Genomic DNA, 17,925 nt, shown 5'->3' on the forward strand with positions numbered 1-17,925 from the left:
AGTATACTCAAAAAAAGACCTAACGGTATAAAATATCATAATAAATGTAAATTTATTCATAAAGAAAACAAAAATGGCAAGTAGAAACTTTTTTAAAATTTACTTGCCGAATTCAAGTTTATATAAGAGGAAGGAACAAGAGTAGAATGTAGGAGCTATTATATATAATGTTGAATATGTAAATTATTAAGTATAGAATATATTTAAAGTCATTATAAACATGGAGGTGAAAATATGCCGGAGTTTAAGATAGTATCAAATTTTAAACCCATGGGAGATCAACCCCAGGCTATAGAAAGCATAGTTGAATCAATAAAGAGAGGAGATAGGGCTCAAACTTTGCTTGGTGTAACTGGATCTGGTAAAACATATACCATGGCTAATATTATTGAAAGAGTTCAAAAACCTACCTTAGTTTTAGCTCATAATAAAACTTTAGCAGCTCAGTTATGTTCAGAATTTAAGGAGTTTTTCCCTAACAATATAGTAGAGTATTTTGTTTCCTATTATGATTATTATCAACCTGAAGCTTATGTTCCGCAAACAGATACTTATATAGAAAAAGATGCATCTATTAATGATGAAATAGATAAGTTAAGGCATTCAGCTACATCAGCTTTATTGGAAAGGAGAGATGTAATAATAGTTGCATCTATTTCCTGCATATATGGATTAGGTAATCCAGAAGAGTATAAAAAGCTGACTCTTTCCTTAAGACCGGGAATGATAAAAGATAGAAATGATGTAATTAAAAAATTAATAGAGATACAATATGAGAGAAATGATATAGAGTTTGCTAGAGGTACCTTTAGAGTTAGAGGAGATTCTTTAGATATTATTCCATCATACTCATCAAGTAAAGGAATAAGAGTAGAGTTTTTTGGGGATGAAATTGAAAGAATTAGAGAATTTGATGTTGTAACAGGAAATATAATAGGTGAAAGAAATCATGTGGCTATTTCACCGGCATCTCATTTTGCTACTTCAAAGGAAGTTTTAGAGAGAGCTATAAGGCAAATAGAAGATGAACTTGAAGATAGATTAAGGGAATTAAATAGCCAGGGAAAACTATTAGAAGCACAAAGATTAAGGCAGAGAACTAATTATGATATTGAAATGATTAGGGAAATGGGGTATTGCAGTGGTATAGAAAATTATTCCAGAATATTAGATGGAAGAGCTCCTGGAACTCCGCCACAAACCTTATTAGATTATTTCCCTGATGATTATTTAATGTTTATAGATGAGAGCCATGTTACTTTACCTCAAGCAAGAGCAATGTATGCTGGAGATAGATCAAGAAAGACTACTTTAGTCGAATATGGTTTTAGACTTCCTTGTGCCTATGATAACAGGCCTTTAAAGTTTGAAGAATTTGAAAAGAAGATAAATCAAGTTGTATTTGTAAGTGCTACACCAGGGGAATATGAATTAGAACATTCAACTAATGTTGCTGAACAAGTAATAAGACCTACTGGCCTGCTAGATCCAATTATAGAAATCAGACCTGTTGAAGGACAAATAGATGATTTATATGGAGAGATAAGAAAAACAATAGATAAGGGTTATAGAATTCTTATAACTACATTAACAAAGAAAATGGCAGAAGATTTAACAAAATATCTATCTGATTTGGGAATAAAAACTACCTACATGCATTCAGATATAAAGACTATAGAGAGAATGGAAATTATTAGAGATCTAAGACTTGGAAAGTTTGATGTTTTAGTTGGAATTAACTTATTAAGAGAAGGGTTAGATATTCCTGAAGTTGCATTAGTTGCAATTCTAGATGCAGATAAGGAAGGGTTCTTACGTTCAGAAACATCTCTTATACAAACAATTGGTAGAGCAGCAAGAAATGCAGAAAGCAAAGTTATAATGTATGCAGATGTAATAACAAGGTCAATGGATAAGGCTATAAAAGAAACGGAAAGAAGAAGAAAGAAACAAATTAAATATAATCAAGAACATAATATAGTACCTAAAACTATCGTTAAAGATATTAGAGATGTAATAGAAGCAACAAAAACCGCAGAAGAACCATCTATTTATGAAGTTATTAAAAATGATAAGATAGAAATTTCAACTAAAGATAAGGAGAAATTAATTAAGAAATATACAGAAGAAATGATGGAAGCAGCTAAAAATCTACAGTTTGAAAGAGCTGCAGAATTACGTGATATAATAAATGATTTAAAAGCTAAATAATTAAAAGGAGATTGATTCTAATAAATCAATCTCCTTTTAATTATATATCTAGATATATCTATTTGAAAATTTTTCCGTAATTGAATAGTAATGTTTAATATGATAAAATTTAATTTAAAATATAAAAATTGATTTGGGGATTTATATCAATTTTTTATTTAAGGAGGGCTATAATCATGGAAGTGAGAATTATCAGGTATGGTACTGATGATTACCAAAAAACTTTAGTTTTAAGGAATAAGGTTCTTAGGAAACCTTGGAGACGTAGTATTTATGATGATGATTTAAGGAGTGAAGTAGATAAGGATGTTATTTTTGGGGCATTTAAAGAAGAAGACATCCTAGGAGTTGGAACATTAAGTCATAGTGATAATAAGAAAATTAGAATAAAATATTTAGCTGTTAATTCAAAAAATCAGGGCAAAGGAACAGGGACTGCCATTTTAAGGGCTATGGAGAATTATGCTAAGGAATTAGGCTATAAGAAGATAATTCTTGAAACTAGATTAAGTGTTAGGGAATTTTATCTCAAGAATGGATATAGACCTATAGGTAAAATATTCATTTCTGATTTTATACCTGTTAAGCATATAAATATGGAAAAGAGGATATCATAGAAATTAAAGAATTAGGAGAGCAATTAGAAAGGCTCTCCTTTTAAGTTTAATAAAATAAATTAGATGATTAAAAGCATTGACAAGGATATATTATTTGACAATAATTATAATAAAATTTAGAATATAATAAGGAACATTAGTTCGAATTTTCGATTTATATAGATAAAAAATAAGGAACGGGAAGGGATTTATTTTATGAAAGATAAAATAATAATAAAAGGAGCAAAAGTAAATAACTTAAAGAATATATCACTTGAAATTCCAAGAGATAAATTAGTTGTTTTAACAGGATTATCTGGATCAGGGAAGTCTTCTTTAGCTTTTGATACTTTATATGCTGAAGGACAGAGAAGGTACGTAGAGTCATTATCTTCATATGCAAGGCAGTTTCTTGGGCAAATGGATAAGCCGGATGTAGAGTACATAGAAGGATTGTCTCCTGCAATATCTATTGCTCAAAAAACTACTAGCAAAAATCCAAGATCTACGGTTGGGACTATAACAGAAATATATGACTATTTAAGACTTTTATATGCTAGGGTTGGTAAACCATATTGTCCTAAATGTAAAATACCAATTGAACAACAAACTGTAGACCAAATTGTAGATAAGGTTATGACTTTTGAAGAAAGAACTAAAATTCAAGTGTTAGCTCCTGTAGTTAGAGGAAAAAAAGGGCAACATGAGAAAGTTTTAGATAAAATGAAGAGAAGTGGTTATGTAAGAGTAAGAGTTGATGGTTCTATCTATGACTTAACAGAGGAAGAAATTAATTTAGATAAGAATAAAAAACATAATATAGAAGTTGTAGTTGACAGAATAATTATTAAAGAAGGAGTAGAAGGAAGATTAACAGATTCAGTTGAAGTGGCTTTAAAACTTGCAGATGGTATAGTTGTTATAAATATAATAGGTGGAGAAGATATAATTTTTAGCGAAAAATTTGCCTGCCATGAATGTGGCATGAGTATAGATGAAATAGAACCGAGATTATTTTCATTTAATGCTCCTTATGGGAAATGTGATCATTGTGATGGTCTTGGTTCATTAATGGAAATAGATGAAGACTTAATAATTCCAAATAAAGATTTAAGTATAATGGAAGGTGCTATTGCAACTTGGGGAGAAGGAAGACTAAAAGAAGATTCTTGGACTTATGCAATTTTGCAAGCATTAAGTCATGAATATGATATAGATTTAAGAAAACCTGTTAAGGAATTAAGCAGAGAGGCTTTAGATTTAATTTTATATGGAACTAATGGTAAGAAATTAAAGGTTAAATATGTTAAGGATGGAGTTGAAGCTCAATATAATTATGCTTATGATGGAGAAATAAATTCCCTAAAAAGAAGATATGTAGAAACAAATTCTAATGAAATGAAAGAACATATTGAACAGTTTATGGGGAATAATACTTGTCCTAAATGTAAAGGAGCAAGATTAAATCAAGAAGCGTTAGCTGTTTTAATAGGTGATAAAAATATTTATGAATTTACAACTCTTTCAATTAAAGAAGAATTGGATTATTTAAATTCAATAGAATTTTCTGAGAAGGACAAAAAAATTAGTGAGCAGATAGTAAGAGAAATTAAAAATAGACTTACATTTTTAGTTGATGTAGGACTAGATTATCTTGATTTAGCAAGAAGTTCTGGTACTTTATCAGGAGGGGAAGCTCAAAGAATAAGGCTTGCAACACAAATAGGATCAGCTTTAATGGGAGTATTATATATACTGGATGAACCAAGTATAGGTCTTCATCAAAGAGATAATGATAAACTTATTGCAACTTTAAAGAAACTAAGAGATATAGGAAATACAGTTATAGTTGTTGAACATGATGAAGATACAATTAAGGCAGCTGATTATATAGTAGATATAGGACCAAGAGCAGGAGAACATGGTGGAGAAGTAGTTGTTGCAGGGATCTTAGAAGATGTGATGAACTGTGAAGAATCAATAACAGGTCAATACTTAACTGGAAAGAAAAAAGTTGAAGTTCCAAAAGAAAGAAGAAAAGGAAATGGTAATTTTATAAGAGTTAAGGGTGCAAAGGAAAATAACTTAAAGAATATAAATGTATCAATACCATTAGGAACTTTAACAGCAGTTACTGGTGTTTCAGGTTCAGGAAAGAGTACTTTAGTAAATGAAATTCTTTATAAGGGTTTAAATAGGATAGTAAACAAAAGTAAAAATCCAGTAGGAAAATATAAAGAAATATTGGGATACGAAAATATAGATAAAATAATAGATATTGATCAAAGTCCTATAGGAAGAACTCCTAGATCAAATCCTGCTACTTATACAGGAGTATTTGATATAATAAGGGAATTATTTGCTACTACAACAGAAGCAAAAATGAGGGGATATAACAAAGGCAGATTTAGTTTTAATGTTAAAGGTGGAAGATGTGAAGCTTGTTCTGGGGACGGTATAATAAAAATAGAAATGCAATTTTTAGCAGATGTATATGTTCCTTGTGAAGTATGTCATGGAAAAAGATATAATAGGGAAACTTTAGAAGTAAAATATAAGGGGAAAAATATTGCAGATGTTTTAAATATGACAGTAGAAGAAGCATTAAAGTTCTTTGAAAATATACCAAGAATAAAAAGCAAACTTGAAACATTATATGATGTAGGTCTTGGATATATAAGATTAGGTCAGCCATCAACTCAATTATCAGGTGGAGAGGCTCAAAGAATAAAATTAGCTACTGAATTATCAAAGAGAGGTACAGGAAAAACTCTTTATATTCTTGATGAACCATCAACAGGTCTTCATATAGATGATGTTAATAGGTTGATCACTATACTTCAAAGATTAGTAGATGCAGGAAATACAGTAGTAGTTATAGAGCATAATCTAGATATAATAAAATGTGCAGATTATATAATAGACTTAGGACCAGAAGGTGGAGATAAAGGTGGAACTATAGTTGCAACTGGAACTCCAGAAGAAATTATTGAAGTAGAACAGTCTTATACAGGTAAATATCTTAAGAAAATCCTAAGATAATTATAAGATTAAGCTAGTTGTTATTTTTATTTAAGTATTTTAATATATAATGATAGTATAATAACTAATTTGAGGTGAAAAAATGGATTTTTCAAAGATTATAAGACTGATTTCTGGAATAGCTTTTATAGGCATTCTTTATTTTATTATCTTTTATGCTTTAAAGATAATGTATAAAGATGTAAAAAGTGGCGGTAGAAAAAGACCAAGTTCTAGTAAAAGAAGTTATGGAATAGAAGTAGTTAGTGTAGGAGAAAATTCAAACTTAGAAGAGGGGTCTATTTTATTATTAAGAGATGTAATTACCATTGGCAGAAAAGAAGGCAATACAATAAGACTTAGTGATCAATATGTATCAGGAAATCATGCTGAAATCAAATTAAAAAATAATGAAATAATTATTAGAGATTTACAAAGTACTAATGGTATTTTTGTTAATGATGTAAAAATAAAGGATTATTTTAAATTAAGAGCAAACGATAAGTTTAGAATAGGTAGTGCAATATTTAAAGTAATTAGATCAGATAAGAATTAGGGGTATAAATATGAATAAATTAAAATTAGAAAAAAGAGTGCTCAAATTAATTTATTTATTATGTATTTTAATATTTACTAATTTAGCACTACTTGAAAAGCCTTTAAACAAAAATGCAATATTTATAGGATTAGGACTTTGTCTCATAATAGGTTTTTCTCATTATTTAATAAGAAGATTTTATCCAAATGGAGATAAATTTTTATTTATATTTTCAAGTATATTAGCAGTCGTTGGGGTTGCCGTATTATTTAGAATAGATCAGAGTATGGCAATTAAACAATTGTTATGGGTAATATTAGGAATAGCTGCATATATAGTTATTTCAGTAGCGCTGCCTAATATGAGTAAGTTTGCAGATTATAAATATATATATATGATTATAACTTTAATTTTTATGCCAATGGGATTACTATATGGTCTTATATTTAATGTTGAAACAAATGGAGCAATGAACTGGGTATATTTTGGTCCCTTTGGTTTTCAACCTTCTGAATTTGGTAAAATATCTTTGATTTTATACTTAGCTTCTTCCTTAAAAGATTATGAAAGTAAAAATAATATAAAAGAAGATTTTAAACAGCTTATAATACCAGCTCTAATTGTAATGTATTCTTTAGTATGTATGGTTCTTCAAACAGATTTAGGATCTACACTTATATTTTTTGGGATATCAGTTACTATGCTTTATATAGCAACCTCTAAGAAAAAATATGTGTTTACTTGTCTTGGACTTTCTGTAGTAGGAGCTATAGGTGCCTATGGAGTATTTAGTCATGTTAAAAGAAGAGTTATGGTATGGCTTGATCCTTGGAAATATGCAAGTGATGAAGGCTATCAGATAGTACAGGGATTATATGCAATAGCTTCTGGTGGACTATTTGGAGTTGGATTAGGCAATGGTTATCCAGACCTAATATTTGCAAGTGAAAGTGATTTTATTTTTGCAGTAATATGTGAAGAGTTTGGAGTAATCTTTGCAGTAGGGATTATGATAATATATTTCCTTTTATTCTATCGAGGAATTAGAATAGCTTTTGTTACTAGTGACAAGTTTAGTCAATTATTAGTGGTTGGATTAAGTACAATGATTGCATGTCAAACTTTAGTTATTGTAGGTGGAATATTTACTGTAATACCACTTACAGGTATAACTTTACCTCTTGTAAGTTATGGAGGAAGTTCAATGCTTTCAATGTTTTTTGCGCTAGGAATGTTACAAAAGGTATCAGAGGAAAATTAAATAAGGAGGAAGCTATGAATTCTCTAGCTAAAAATGTAAAGAATGTAATGATAATATTTCTTTTTTGTTTTATCGCATTAATATCATATATAGCGTATTTTCAGCTGTTTAAGGGACCTGATATAGCAGCGGATACAGGAAATAGAAGGCTTTGGGCAAAGAGAAATGAAGTAATAAGAGGAACAATATATGATAGAGATGGAAATCCTATTGCAACTAGTAAAAGAATTGATGAATATAGTCAAAGCAGAGACTACGCCTATGGAGATTTATATGTTCATGCTTTAGGATATATCGATGAAAGATATGGTATTACAGGATTAGAAGAAGAATTTGATGAAGAACTTTCAAAGTATAATGGTTTTACAAATAGTTTTAGAAGTTTACTAAAGGGTTTTGACTTAAAAAGTGCTATAGAAAATAGAAATGAAGAAAAAATAGGAAATGGTATAATCACAACTTTAGACTATAACCTCCAGAAAATTGCTTATGATGCTTTAGGAGATAGAAAAGGTTCAGTAGTTGCTTTAAATCCTAAAACTGGTGAAATTCTTGCCATGGTATCTAAACCAACCTATGATCCAACTAATTTAGAAGGGGCAATGGAAGATGCAAATAGTGGTGAAGATACTGAAAGTAGGCTGTTAAATAGGGCTTTGTATGGAATATATCCGCCAGGTTCAATTTTTAAAACAGTAACCCTGGCTGCAGCCATTGAAAATGATCCAGCTGTAACAGCTAGAATTTTTGATGATCAAGGTAAGATTACATTTGACGATGGAACAGAACTTAACAATTTTATGAAGCAGGCTCATGGAAGTTTAGATTTAAAAAATGCATATAGGGTATCAAGCAATGTTGTATTTGGTACTTTAGCTATGGAAATGGGTAATGATAAATTAAGGGAAGTAGCAGAGAGATTTGGCTTTAATGCAAGAATACCTGGAGTAGGAATTTCAATATCTCAGAGCAGTTTTCCAACATTAGAAGAATATGAATTAGGAAATATAGCTCAAAGTGGTATAGGACAAGGAAGTGTAGCTGTAACTCCAATGCAAATGGCTATTGTTGCAGCAACTGTTGCAAATAATGGAGTTTTAATGCAGCCTAAATTGGTTAATAAAGTTGTTGATAAAGATGGAAATACTATAAAGGAAATAGAAAATAAAGTACTTAAAAGTGATGTAATTTCTGCAGATATAGCAGCTATTATTAAAGAATATATGAATTATTTAGTTTCAAATAATATATATAGATGGCCGTATTTTGACGGAACTAATGCAGGTGGAAAAACAGGAACAGCAGATTATATGGAAAACGGAGTAGAAGCAATTCCCCATGGATGGTTTATATCAATAGCACCAGTTGATGATCCTAAAATTGCAGTTGCAGTTATAGTTGAAAATGGAGAAAGTGGAGCAGGTTCAGCTGCAGAAATAGCTTCACAAGTTGTACATCAAGCAATATTTGGAGAATGATAATTTAGAAAATATAGATAGAGATAAAAATTTTTGGTTTTTATCTCTATTTTTTTTATAAGTAATTATTGAAAGCTAATATTAACTCTATAGGCTTCTAATTCATATATTAGAGTGTAAAATTATTTATTTTAAAAAATACAAGAGAAAAAAATTAGGATTAAGGAGTAGGATAATATATGTTTAGATTTGAAGAATTAGAAGTAGAAGGATGCTATTTAATAACCCCTATGGTTTTAATGGAAGATAAATGCGATTTTATAAAAATTTTTAATAATACACAGTTTAATATTTATGGATTAAGTACAGAATTTAAAGAGGAGTGTTATGCAATTGCCAAGCCAGGCGTAGTAAGAGGAATGCACTTTCAGAGACCTCCAGAAGAACATGATAAATTAGTTACATGTTTAAGCGGTTCGATCCAAGATGTTATAGTTGATCTAAGGAAAAATTCAAAGACTTTTGGGAAATATGCTGTAATAGAGTTAAATGAAAATAACAGAAATATTGTATATATTCCAAGGGGATGTGCTCATGGATATTATATAAAAGGGGAAAAAAATGCTATAATTTATTATAAAGTTACAAAACCTTATATTCTAAGTTTAAGAGATGGAATTCATTGGTCATCACTAAATATACCTTGGGAATTTTTAGATAAATATGAAGTAGAAGTTGAAGAAGAAGATGAAAAATGGCCAAGATTCGAAGAGTTTGAATCACCGTTTTAGGTAAAAGTACCTTTTGCAGTTCACAATTCACAGTGTACAGTATGCATTATGAATTGTGAATTGCAATAAAATTCCTTTTGTTTACTTAAGATTAAAATGCTAAAATTTATATACAAAGGAAAAGATTTATGGAGGATTGTAATGTTTGATTTTGAATATCATTTAAAGAACTTACCGGAGAAACCTGGTGTTTATCTAATGAAAAATTCTCTTGGGGAAGTTATTTATGTAGGTAAAGCTAAAATATTAAAAAATAGAGTTAAAAGTTATTTTCAAAATTCTAAAAACCATACTGAAAAGGTTAAGGCTATGGTTAAGAACATAGCAGAATTTGAATATATAGTAACTGATAATGAAATGGAAGCCTTAATTTTAGAAGGTAATTTAATAAAAAAATACAGTCCTAGGTATAATATTTTACTTAAAGACGATAAATTTTATCCTTTCATAAAAATAACAACTAATGATGATTTCCCAAGAGTATTTGTAACTAGAAGATATGTTAAAGATGGTGGTAAATATTTTGGACCATATACAAATGGAACTGCAGTTTATGAAACAATAAAATTAATATATAAAATATTTCCTGTAAGGGATTGCAAATTATTAATTAAGGAAGATGGTCCAAAGGTTAGACCATGTTTAAATTACCATATTAAAAAATGTGTAGCACCATGTGCAGGGTATATATCAAAAGAAGAATATAGAAAAATGATTGATCAGATTATAGATATACTTAATGGTAAAGATAAAAAAATAAAAAATTATCTTAAGGAAAGTATGGAAGAGGCATCAAGAAATTTAGATTTTGAAAAAGCAGCTAAGTTAAGAGATAAAATATTTGCCATAGAAAATATTGTAGAAAAACAAAAGATATTTAAAACAATGGAAGGTGACGAAGATTTTATTAATATCTATCAGGATGAAAAAGATAGCTGTATTCAAATTTTCTTCTCTAGAGATGGAAAAATATTAGGAAGAGAAGATTTTATATTTGAGAATACTGTAAATGAAGAAATTGGAGAAATTCTAGAGGAGTTTATTACTTCTTTCTATGGCGGAACAGCAAAGATACCAAGATATATTTATGTTCCAAAGATAGAAGAGATAGAATTGCTTGAAGAATTTTTAAAGATAAAAAGAGGAGCTAATGTAACAATAAAGATACCTCAAAAGGGTCAAAAGAAAGAAATGCTAGAAATGGTAAAAAGCAATGCCAAAATTACTCTAGAAAAGTTTAAAGATAAGATACTTAGAGATAAAATGACTAATAAAATAGCTTTAGAAGAATTAAGAGATATATTAGATTTAGATGATATTCCATTTAGAATAGAATCTTATGATATATCTAATATTCAAGGTGTAGATTCAGTCGGCTCTATGATAGTATTTGAGGAAGGAAAAGCTAAAAATAGCGATTATAGAAGATTTAAAATAAAATCTGTTAAGGGAGCTAATGATTATGATAGCATGAGGGAAATTTTAGAAAGAAGATTTACTCATGGATTAAAGGAAATTGAAGAAATAAAAGAAAGAAAATTAAATTTTTCATCGGGAAAGTTTTCTTTCTTCCCAGATCTTATAATGATGGATGGAGGAAAGGGCCAAGTTAATGTGGCTTTAGAAGTATTAGAAAAACTAAATATCAATATTCCTGTTTGTGGTTTAGTAAAAGATGATAAGCATCAAACTAGGGGTATTATATATAATAATCAAGAACTTATTATTAATAGAAACTCAAATTTAATGCAGCTAATTAGAAGAATACAAGATGAAGTCCATAGGTTTGCAATTACTTATCATAGAACCTTAAGAGATAAAAGGACTTTACATTCAGTTTTAGAGGATATACCAAACATAGGAGAAAAGAGGAGAAGAAATTTACTAATGAAATTTGGCAGCGTTGAAAATATTAAAAATGCTAGCTTTGAGGAGTTGTTAGAAACTCCTAGTATAGATAAAAAGGCAGCGCAAAGTATAATTGACTATTTTACTGTTAAAGAAAAGCTGTAACAAGGAAAAGAAAGTAAATATAATATGAATAATATAAATAAAAATGTTGTTTATTATATGTTTTTATTTTATACTAGGTAAAGACAATTACTACGTTTTATAAGGAGTTAGGTATGAATCAATATAAAAATTTAAATAGTTTATTTGAGGAATTTTATAAAAAAGAAAATGTAATTCTTGATTCTGAAATGAAGAACCATGTTTATTTTAGAGTAGGTGGACCAGCTGATATACTTTTAATACCAGAATCTAAAGAGCAAGTTATAAAAACCATAAAAATATGTAGAGAAAAGAGCATACCTTTCTATGTAGTTGGCAACGGATCTAATTTATTGGTTAAAGATGGCGGAATAAGAGGAGTTGTAATAAAGTTAAATGAATTAAAAAACATAAGAGTAGATGGAGATATATTAGAAGCAGAATGTGGAGCTATGCTTAAGGATATCTCTAATGAGGCTTTAAAAAACTCTTTAACAGGCCTTGAATTTTCTTGTGGAATACCTGGAACAGTAGGCGGAGCTGTTTTTATGAATGCAGGAGCCTATAATGGAGAAATTGCTGATGTTATAGAATCTGCAGAAGTAATAAATGATAAGAATGAAGTAGTAGTGTTATCAAAAGAAGAATTAGAACTAGGTTATAGATCATCAATCGTTATGAAAAAAAATTATGTAGTATTATCAGCAAGATTTAAATTACAAAAAGCTGAGTATGATAAAATAAAAGAAACTGTAGATGATCTAACAAGAAGAAGGGAAGAAAAGCAGCCTTTAGAATATCCATCTGCTGGAAGCACTTTTAAAAGGCCAGAAGGATATTATGCTGGAAAGCTTATACAAGACGCGGGATTAAAGGGATATAGTATTGGTGGCGCAGCAGTTTCAGAAAAACATTCAGGATTTGTAATTAATAAGGGTGGAGCTACTGCTAAGGATATAATAGATCTAATAAAACATATTCAGAAGGAAGTAAAAGATAAGTTTGGTGTAGAACTTCATCCTGAAGTTAGAATATTAGGAGAAGACTAAACTAATTGACAGTTGGCAATTAACAAATGAGAAAATAATTCATTATAGTTGAATTATATAAATATTATTAGTTAAAAATTTAATAATAAATAATTAGAAAATAGAGCTGTTACATAAATTTTTATGTAATAGCTTTTCTTTTTATAAAATTTCAAATTTTTGCTATAAAAATATTGATTTTAATTAAGTGGTATATTATACTATATTTAAGATTTATACAAACCTTTTAAAGAGGTTACAAAAAATATTAAAAAGGGGAAATGTTAATGAGAAAGTTTTCTATTAATCAAAGATTATTTTCAATTGGGAGTAAGTTTGATGTATTAAATGAGCATGGTAAAGAGGAATATATAGTAGAGGCTGATAAGTTTGATATTGGTAAAAATATATACGTTTATGATTTGAACAATAGGAGAATATTATTTTTAAAACAGCAGATAAGGATTGGAGCGCATAGATATATTGCTTACGATTCCAATATGATGGAAATTGCTGAAATAAGGAAAGAATTTATGTTTCCTGAATATAATATTACTGGTCAAATGGGAAATATAAAAATGAGAGCAAGAGATGTTCTAGGAAGACATTATATAATAGAAAAGGAAAATAGAGAAATAGGTAGAATAGATAAGGAGATTAGTATTTTTACAGATTCTTATTCATTAGAAGTATTTGATGAGGAATATACTGTTTTTTTAATTGGATTACTAGTAATTATTGATATGGTAAGATATCATGAAAATAATTAAGAATAATTAAAATGCAAAGGAGATAGAAAAATGATAGCACATGAAATTGAATATGAAATTAAAGGGAATGAAATGCAATTTGTTGAAATTACCCTAGACCCTAGAGAAGCAGTAATTGCTGAAGCTGGAGCCATGATGATGATGGACAGCAGTATTAAAATGGATACTGTTTTTGGAGATGGCAGTAAAAAAAGCGGTGGCTTCTGGGGTGTTTTAGGAGGAGCTGCTAAGAGAGTAATTACAGGTGAAAGTTTATTTATGACTTCCTTTAGCAATACAGGTTATATAAAGCAAAAGGTAGCCTTTGCTGCACCTTATCCAGGAAAGATAATACCAATTGATCTTAAGAATTATGGCGAAAGAATAATCTGTCAAAAGGATGCATATTTATGTTCAGCTATGGGGGTAAATATCGGGATTGTATTTACAAAGAAATTAGGAGTAGGATTCTTTGGTGGTGAAGGCTTTATACTTCAAAAATTAGAAGGGGATGGTATGGCTTTCATAAATGCAGGAGGTACTATAGTAAAAAGAAGTTTAATGCCTGGAGAAACAATTAAAATAGATACAGGATGTTTAGTTGCAATGACTCAAAATGTACATTATGATATAGAATTTGTTGGAGGAATAAAAAATACACTATTTGGTGGAGAAGGAATGTTCTTTGCTACATTAACAGGTCCAGGAGATGTATGGATTCAAAGCTTACCATTTAGTAAGTTAGCTTCTAGGGTAATTGCAGCTGCTCCACATACTGGCGGAAGACAAGTAGATCAAGGAAGCATTTTAGGAACATTAGGTGATATATTTGAAAGATAGATTTAATTATAGTAATTTCAGTGATATAATTAACCTATAGAAGACTATGAGCAAGGGGGCATAATATCATGAGATTTATAATAGTTACAGGTTTATCGGGAGCAGGCAAGACAGAAGCAACAAGAAGTCTTGAAGATATGGGATATTTTTGTGTAGATAATCTTCCACCTAAATTGATACCTAAATTTGCAGAAGCGTGTATACAAAGTGATGGAAAAATTAATAAAGTTGCTTTAGTAATAGATATAAGAGGCGGAATTTTCTTTGATGATTTATTTGAAAGCCTAAATTATCTAAAGGAACAGGACTTTAAGTATGAAATTTTATTTTTAGATTCTTCAGATGAGGTTTTAGTAAAAAGATTTAAAGAAACTAGAAGAAGCCATCCCCTAGCACTTAGAGGAAGAGTTATAGCTGGAATTAATGAAGAAAGAAAAAAATTAAGAGAAGTAAAAGATAGGGCAGATATAATAATAGATACATCAAAATATGCAATTAAAGATTTAAGAGAAGAAATGAATAAATATTATGGAGATGCTAAACAGCCAAAGAAAAATCTTTCAATAACTATATTAAGCTTTGGTTTTAAACATGGAATACCGGTTGATTCAGATCTTGTATTTGATGTTAGATTTATACCTAATCCATTTTATATACCATCCCTTAAGCCTTATTCAGGAAATGATAAACCAGTAAAGGAATATGTGTTAGAGCAGGAAGAAACAAAAAACTTTTTAGAAAAGGTTGAAGATATGCTTGAATTTTTAATTCCTTGTTATAAGAAAGAAGGAAAGAGACAATTAATAATATCAATAGGCTGTACTGGTGGAAGACATAGATCCGTTGCTATAGCAAACGCAATATATGAAAAATTATTGAATAAAAACTATTATGTTTCAATAGAACATAGAGATATTAAAGAGGATGTACATCAAGGAGCAAGGAAACTATGAAGTTTTATGATTGGCTAAAACCAGGTATAAAGGTAAAGAGATGGTTTTTCTTTGGAATATTCGGGGTTTTGTTAATAGCCTTTGGTTTTACTGAACTTGCAATAAGAAGGGTTTATGATTACTATTATAAATTGTTTTATATATTTCTTAATATAACAGGAATTCTCGTTATTACGATATCAGTAATGGAAATAACGAAATCAATAATTAGAATAAACAATAAGAATCAAATAAATATTTCTTTAAATAGTAGAAAAATAGAAAATCTTATTGATGAGAAGAGATTACTGGTAAAAGGACCTAAAATAGTAGCAGTAGGAGGAGGAACAGGACTTTCTACAATGCTAAGGGGGCTAAAATACTATACATCTAATATTACTGCCATAGTTACAGTAGGAGATGATGGGGGTGGATCTGGAGATTTACGAGAGGATCTAGGAATGCTTCCCCCTGGAGATATAAGAAATTGTATTTTAGCTTTAGCAGATACAGAGCCTTTGATGGAAGACCTTCTTCAATATAGATTTAAAGATGGAAAATTAAAAAATCAGAGCTTTGGTAACTTGTTTTTGGCAGCTATGAATGGAATAAGTGATAATTTTGAGCATGCAGTTCAAAAAATGAGTTCAGTTTTAGCTGTAACAGGAAAAGTTCTACCTGTAACTTTAGAAGATATGAAGTTAGTTGCAGAACTAGAAAATGGAAGTAGGATAGAAGGAGAATCTCAAATACCAGAGGAGGCTTTAAGGCAAAATTCAAGAATAAAGAAAATCAGTATAGAACCTCAAAATGCAAAGCCTTTAGATGATGCTATTAAAGCAATTGAAGAAGCAGATGCTATAGTTTTAGGACCAGGAAGTTTATATACAAGTATTATTCCTAATTTATTAGTAAAAAATATAGCTGAAAGCATAAGAAAAAGTGATGCAATAAAAATATATATATCAAATATAATGACACAGCCTGGAGAAACAGACGGTTTCAAGGCATCAGACCATATAAAAGTATTAAGAAAATACGGTGGACGTAATATTGTTGACTATGTTATTGCCAACAATGGGGATATACCAACAGAAATTAAAGAAAAATATGCTTTGGATAATTCAATTTTAGTTGAATTAGATAAAAAAGAAATAAAAAAATTAGGTGTTGAGATAATAGAAGAACCTCTGGCTAAAATAGAAAAGGGTTATGTAAAGCATGATTCAGAAAAATTAGGAGAAGTTATTGTAGATACAATAATGGAAAAGAAGCTTTTATATGATAGGAAAAAGATTATAGAATATATGTATGTTTCTAAAAAGATTAAGGAAAAGGAAAAGAAAAATAAAGGAAAGCAATAAGGTTAAAACTTCTATTTTTATAGAAGTTTTATTTTTATGTATTAATATTTTATAAAAGTATCATAAAGGGAAGAAAAGTTAGCGAATATAAGATAATAGCTAGAATTTGTATATAAAATTTTAGTTTAACTTATGATATAATATTATGATAATAATAGTAATAAGGAGAATGGGAATATGTCATTTTCATCAAAAGTAAAGGGAGAAATTTGCAGATATTCAGAATTAACAAAAGAAAAAGCCTTGGCAGAAATATCTGCAATAATGAAGGTTAGTGGAACTATTACCTTTAGTGGTTCAGGTTTATCCTTTAGAATAACTACAGAAAATCCAGCTTCTGCAAGGCATATTTTTAGTTTATTAAAAGATTATTTTAATATACATTCAAAATTAATGGTTAAGAAAAGTAGTTCCTTAAAAAAGAATAATATATATATGGTTGTTATAGATGAAAGCATGGGGGTAAAAGATCTTTTAAGGGAGACAGGAATATTAAGAGAAGTTGAAGGAGTATTAACCTTAGATTACAGAATAGATGAAGAAATGGTAAAAACAGATGAACTTAAAAGATATTATATTAGAGGAGCTTTTTTAGGTGGAGGAAGTATTAGTAATCCTGAAAAAACCTATCACTTAGAATTTGTAACCCATAGCGAAGAATATGCTAGAGCTTTATCAAATCTAATAAATTCCTTCGGATTAAATACAAAAGTAATACAAAGAAAAAATAGTTATATAGTTTATTTAAAAGAAGGAGAGCAAATATCAAATTTATTAGGAATTTTAGGAGCTCATACTTCATTGTTAGAATTAGAAAATATAAGAATAATGAAGGAAATGAGAAATAATGTAAATAGATTAGTAAATTGTGAAACTGCAAATTTAAGTAAAACTGTAAATGCTGCGGTAAGACAGGTAGAAAGCATAAAATTAATTCAAAGGGAAATAGGGCTTCAAAGGCTTCCAAAAAATTTAAGAGAAATAGCAGAGTTAAGATTAAATTATCCAGATGAGTCTTTAAAGGAACTGGGAGAAATGCTAGACCCTCCAGTTGGCAAATCAGGGGTTAATCATAGATTAAGAAAGATAGAAAAAATAGCAGAAGAAATTAGATCAGGAAACTACTAAATCAGTTTATAGTTCGGAGTGTGCAGTGGACGGTTAAGGTTGAAACTTCTAAGGCC

The 17,925-nt window shown here is 29.3% G+C and carries 14 protein-coding genes; all 14 read left to right on the forward strand.

Annotation, left to right across the window (positions count from 1 at the left end):
* Positions 1–234 precede the first annotated feature (234 nt).
* The 14 genes from uvrB to whiA all read left to right on the forward strand — a co-directional run bounded on the left by uvrB (position 235) and on the right by whiA (position 17,869).
* On the forward strand, positions 235–2,211 hold the full coding sequence (uvrB, locus tag KQI16_RS03645) for an excinuclease ABC subunit UvrB (RefSeq protein WP_216432315.1): 1,977 nt from the start codon (positions 235–237) through the stop codon (positions 2,209–2,211).
* 176 nt (positions 2,212–2,387) lie between these two features.
* A complete protein-coding gene (locus KQI16_RS03650) occupies positions 2,388–2,828 on the forward strand; it encodes a GNAT family N-acetyltransferase (RefSeq protein WP_216432317.1) in 441 nt (146 codons plus the stop codon).
* Positions 2,829–3,023: 195 nt separating this feature from the next.
* Positions 3,024–5,849, forward strand: a complete 2,826-nt coding sequence (gene uvrA, locus KQI16_RS03655; RefSeq protein WP_216432319.1) for an excinuclease ABC subunit UvrA — start codon at positions 3,024–3,026, stop codon at positions 5,847–5,849.
* An 82-nt stretch (positions 5,850–5,931) separates the two neighbouring features.
* Positions 5,932–6,384 carry an FHA domain-containing protein gene (locus KQI16_RS03660; protein ID WP_216432320.1) on the forward strand — a complete coding sequence of 151 codons (453 nt, stop codon included), beginning with the start codon at positions 5,932–5,934 and terminating at the stop codon, positions 6,382–6,384.
* A 10-nt stretch (positions 6,385–6,394) separates the two neighbouring features.
* The gene (locus KQI16_RS03665) at positions 6,395–7,627 is read left to right on the forward strand and encodes an FtsW/RodA/SpoVE family cell cycle protein (RefSeq protein WP_216432323.1); all 1,233 of its coding nucleotides are present in this window, start codon (positions 6,395–6,397) and stop codon (positions 7,625–7,627) included.
* A 14-nt stretch (positions 7,628–7,641) separates the two neighbouring features.
* Positions 7,642–9,105 (forward strand): peptidoglycan D,D-transpeptidase FtsI family protein, encoded by a 1,464-nt coding sequence (locus KQI16_RS03670; RefSeq protein WP_216432325.1) that lies wholly within the window; start codon positions 7,642–7,644, stop codon positions 9,103–9,105.
* 179 nt (positions 9,106–9,284) lie between these two features.
* Positions 9,285–9,836 carry a dTDP-4-dehydrorhamnose 3,5-epimerase family protein gene (locus tag KQI16_RS03675; RefSeq protein ID WP_216432328.1) on the forward strand — a complete coding sequence of 184 codons (552 nt, stop codon included), beginning with the start codon at positions 9,285–9,287 and terminating at the stop codon, positions 9,834–9,836.
* Positions 9,837–9,977: 141 nt separating this feature from the next.
* Positions 9,978–11,849, forward strand: coding sequence for an excinuclease ABC subunit UvrC (gene uvrC / locus KQI16_RS03680; protein WP_119866374.1), 1,872 nt, complete (start codon positions 9,978–9,980; stop codon positions 11,847–11,849).
* Positions 11,850–11,962: 113 nt separating this feature from the next.
* Complete coding sequence (murB, locus tag KQI16_RS03685; RefSeq protein ID WP_119866373.1) at positions 11,963–12,877, forward strand: UDP-N-acetylmuramate dehydrogenase; 915 nt, start codon at positions 11,963–11,965, stop codon at positions 12,875–12,877.
* Between the two features lie 266 nt (positions 12,878–13,143).
* A complete protein-coding gene (locus KQI16_RS03690) occupies positions 13,144–13,626 on the forward strand; it encodes an LURP-one-related/scramblase family protein (RefSeq protein ID WP_119866372.1) in 483 nt (160 codons plus the stop codon).
* A 30-nt stretch (positions 13,627–13,656) separates the two neighbouring features.
* The gene (locus KQI16_RS03695) at positions 13,657–14,445 is read left to right on the forward strand and encodes a TIGR00266 family protein (protein WP_216432329.1); all 789 of its coding nucleotides are present in this window, start codon (positions 13,657–13,659) and stop codon (positions 14,443–14,445) included.
* 68 nt (positions 14,446–14,513) lie between these two features.
* Positions 14,514–15,398, forward strand: coding sequence for an RNase adapter RapZ (rapZ, locus tag KQI16_RS03700; RefSeq protein WP_216432332.1), 885 nt, complete (start codon positions 14,514–14,516; stop codon positions 15,396–15,398).
* Positions 15,395–16,741, forward strand: a complete 1,347-nt coding sequence (locus KQI16_RS03705; protein ID WP_216432334.1) for a gluconeogenesis factor YvcK family protein — start codon at positions 15,395–15,397, stop codon at positions 16,739–16,741. Before rapZ ends, KQI16_RS03705 begins: the two co-directional genes overlap by 4 nt.
* Positions 16,742–16,918: 177 nt before the next feature.
* Positions 16,919–17,869, forward strand: coding sequence for a DNA-binding protein WhiA (gene whiA, locus KQI16_RS03710; RefSeq protein ID WP_216432336.1), 951 nt, complete (start codon positions 16,919–16,921; stop codon positions 17,867–17,869).
* Positions 17,870–17,925 lie beyond the last annotated feature (56 nt).

The sequence above is a fragment of the Caproiciproducens sp. MSJ-32 genome (assembly GCF_018918055.1).
Classification (GTDB): Bacteria; Bacillota; Clostridia; order Clostridiales; family Clostridiaceae; genus Clostridium.

Excerpts from the sequence above, each read along its gene's own strand:
- uvrB (WP_216432315.1), top strand. The coding sequence starts at position 235 with ATGCCGGAGTTTAAGATAGTATCAAATTTTAAACCCATGGGAGATCAA.
- KQI16_RS03650 (WP_216432317.1), top strand. The coding sequence starts at position 2,388 with ATGGAAGTGAGAATTATCAGGTATGGTACTGATGATTACCAAAAAACT.
- uvrA (WP_216432319.1), top strand. The coding sequence starts at position 3,024 with ATGAAAGATAAAATAATAATAAAAGGAGCAAAAGTAAATAACTTAAAG.
- KQI16_RS03660 (WP_216432320.1), top strand. The coding sequence starts at position 5,932 with ATGGATTTTTCAAAGATTATAAGACTGATTTCTGGAATAGCTTTTATA.
- KQI16_RS03665 (WP_216432323.1), top strand. The coding sequence starts at position 6,395 with ATGAATAAATTAAAATTAGAAAAAAGAGTGCTCAAATTAATTTATTTA.
- KQI16_RS03670 (WP_216432325.1), top strand. The coding sequence starts at position 7,642 with ATGAATTCTCTAGCTAAAAATGTAAAGAATGTAATGATAATATTTCTT.
- KQI16_RS03675 (WP_216432328.1), top strand. The coding sequence starts at position 9,285 with ATGTTTAGATTTGAAGAATTAGAAGTAGAAGGATGCTATTTAATAACC.
- uvrC (WP_119866374.1), top strand. The coding sequence starts at position 9,978 with ATGTTTGATTTTGAATATCATTTAAAGAACTTACCGGAGAAACCTGGT.
- murB (WP_119866373.1), top strand. The coding sequence starts at position 11,963 with ATGAATCAATATAAAAATTTAAATAGTTTATTTGAGGAATTTTATAAA.
- KQI16_RS03690 (WP_119866372.1), top strand. The coding sequence starts at position 13,144 with ATGAGAAAGTTTTCTATTAATCAAAGATTATTTTCAATTGGGAGTAAG.
- KQI16_RS03695 (WP_216432329.1), top strand. The coding sequence starts at position 13,657 with ATGATAGCACATGAAATTGAATATGAAATTAAAGGGAATGAAATGCAA.
- rapZ (WP_216432332.1), top strand. The coding sequence starts at position 14,514 with ATGAGATTTATAATAGTTACAGGTTTATCGGGAGCAGGCAAGACAGAA.
- KQI16_RS03705 (WP_216432334.1), top strand. The coding sequence starts at position 15,395 with ATGAAGTTTTATGATTGGCTAAAACCAGGTATAAAGGTAAAGAGATGG.
- whiA (WP_216432336.1), top strand. The coding sequence starts at position 16,919 with ATGTCATTTTCATCAAAAGTAAAGGGAGAAATTTGCAGATATTCAGAA.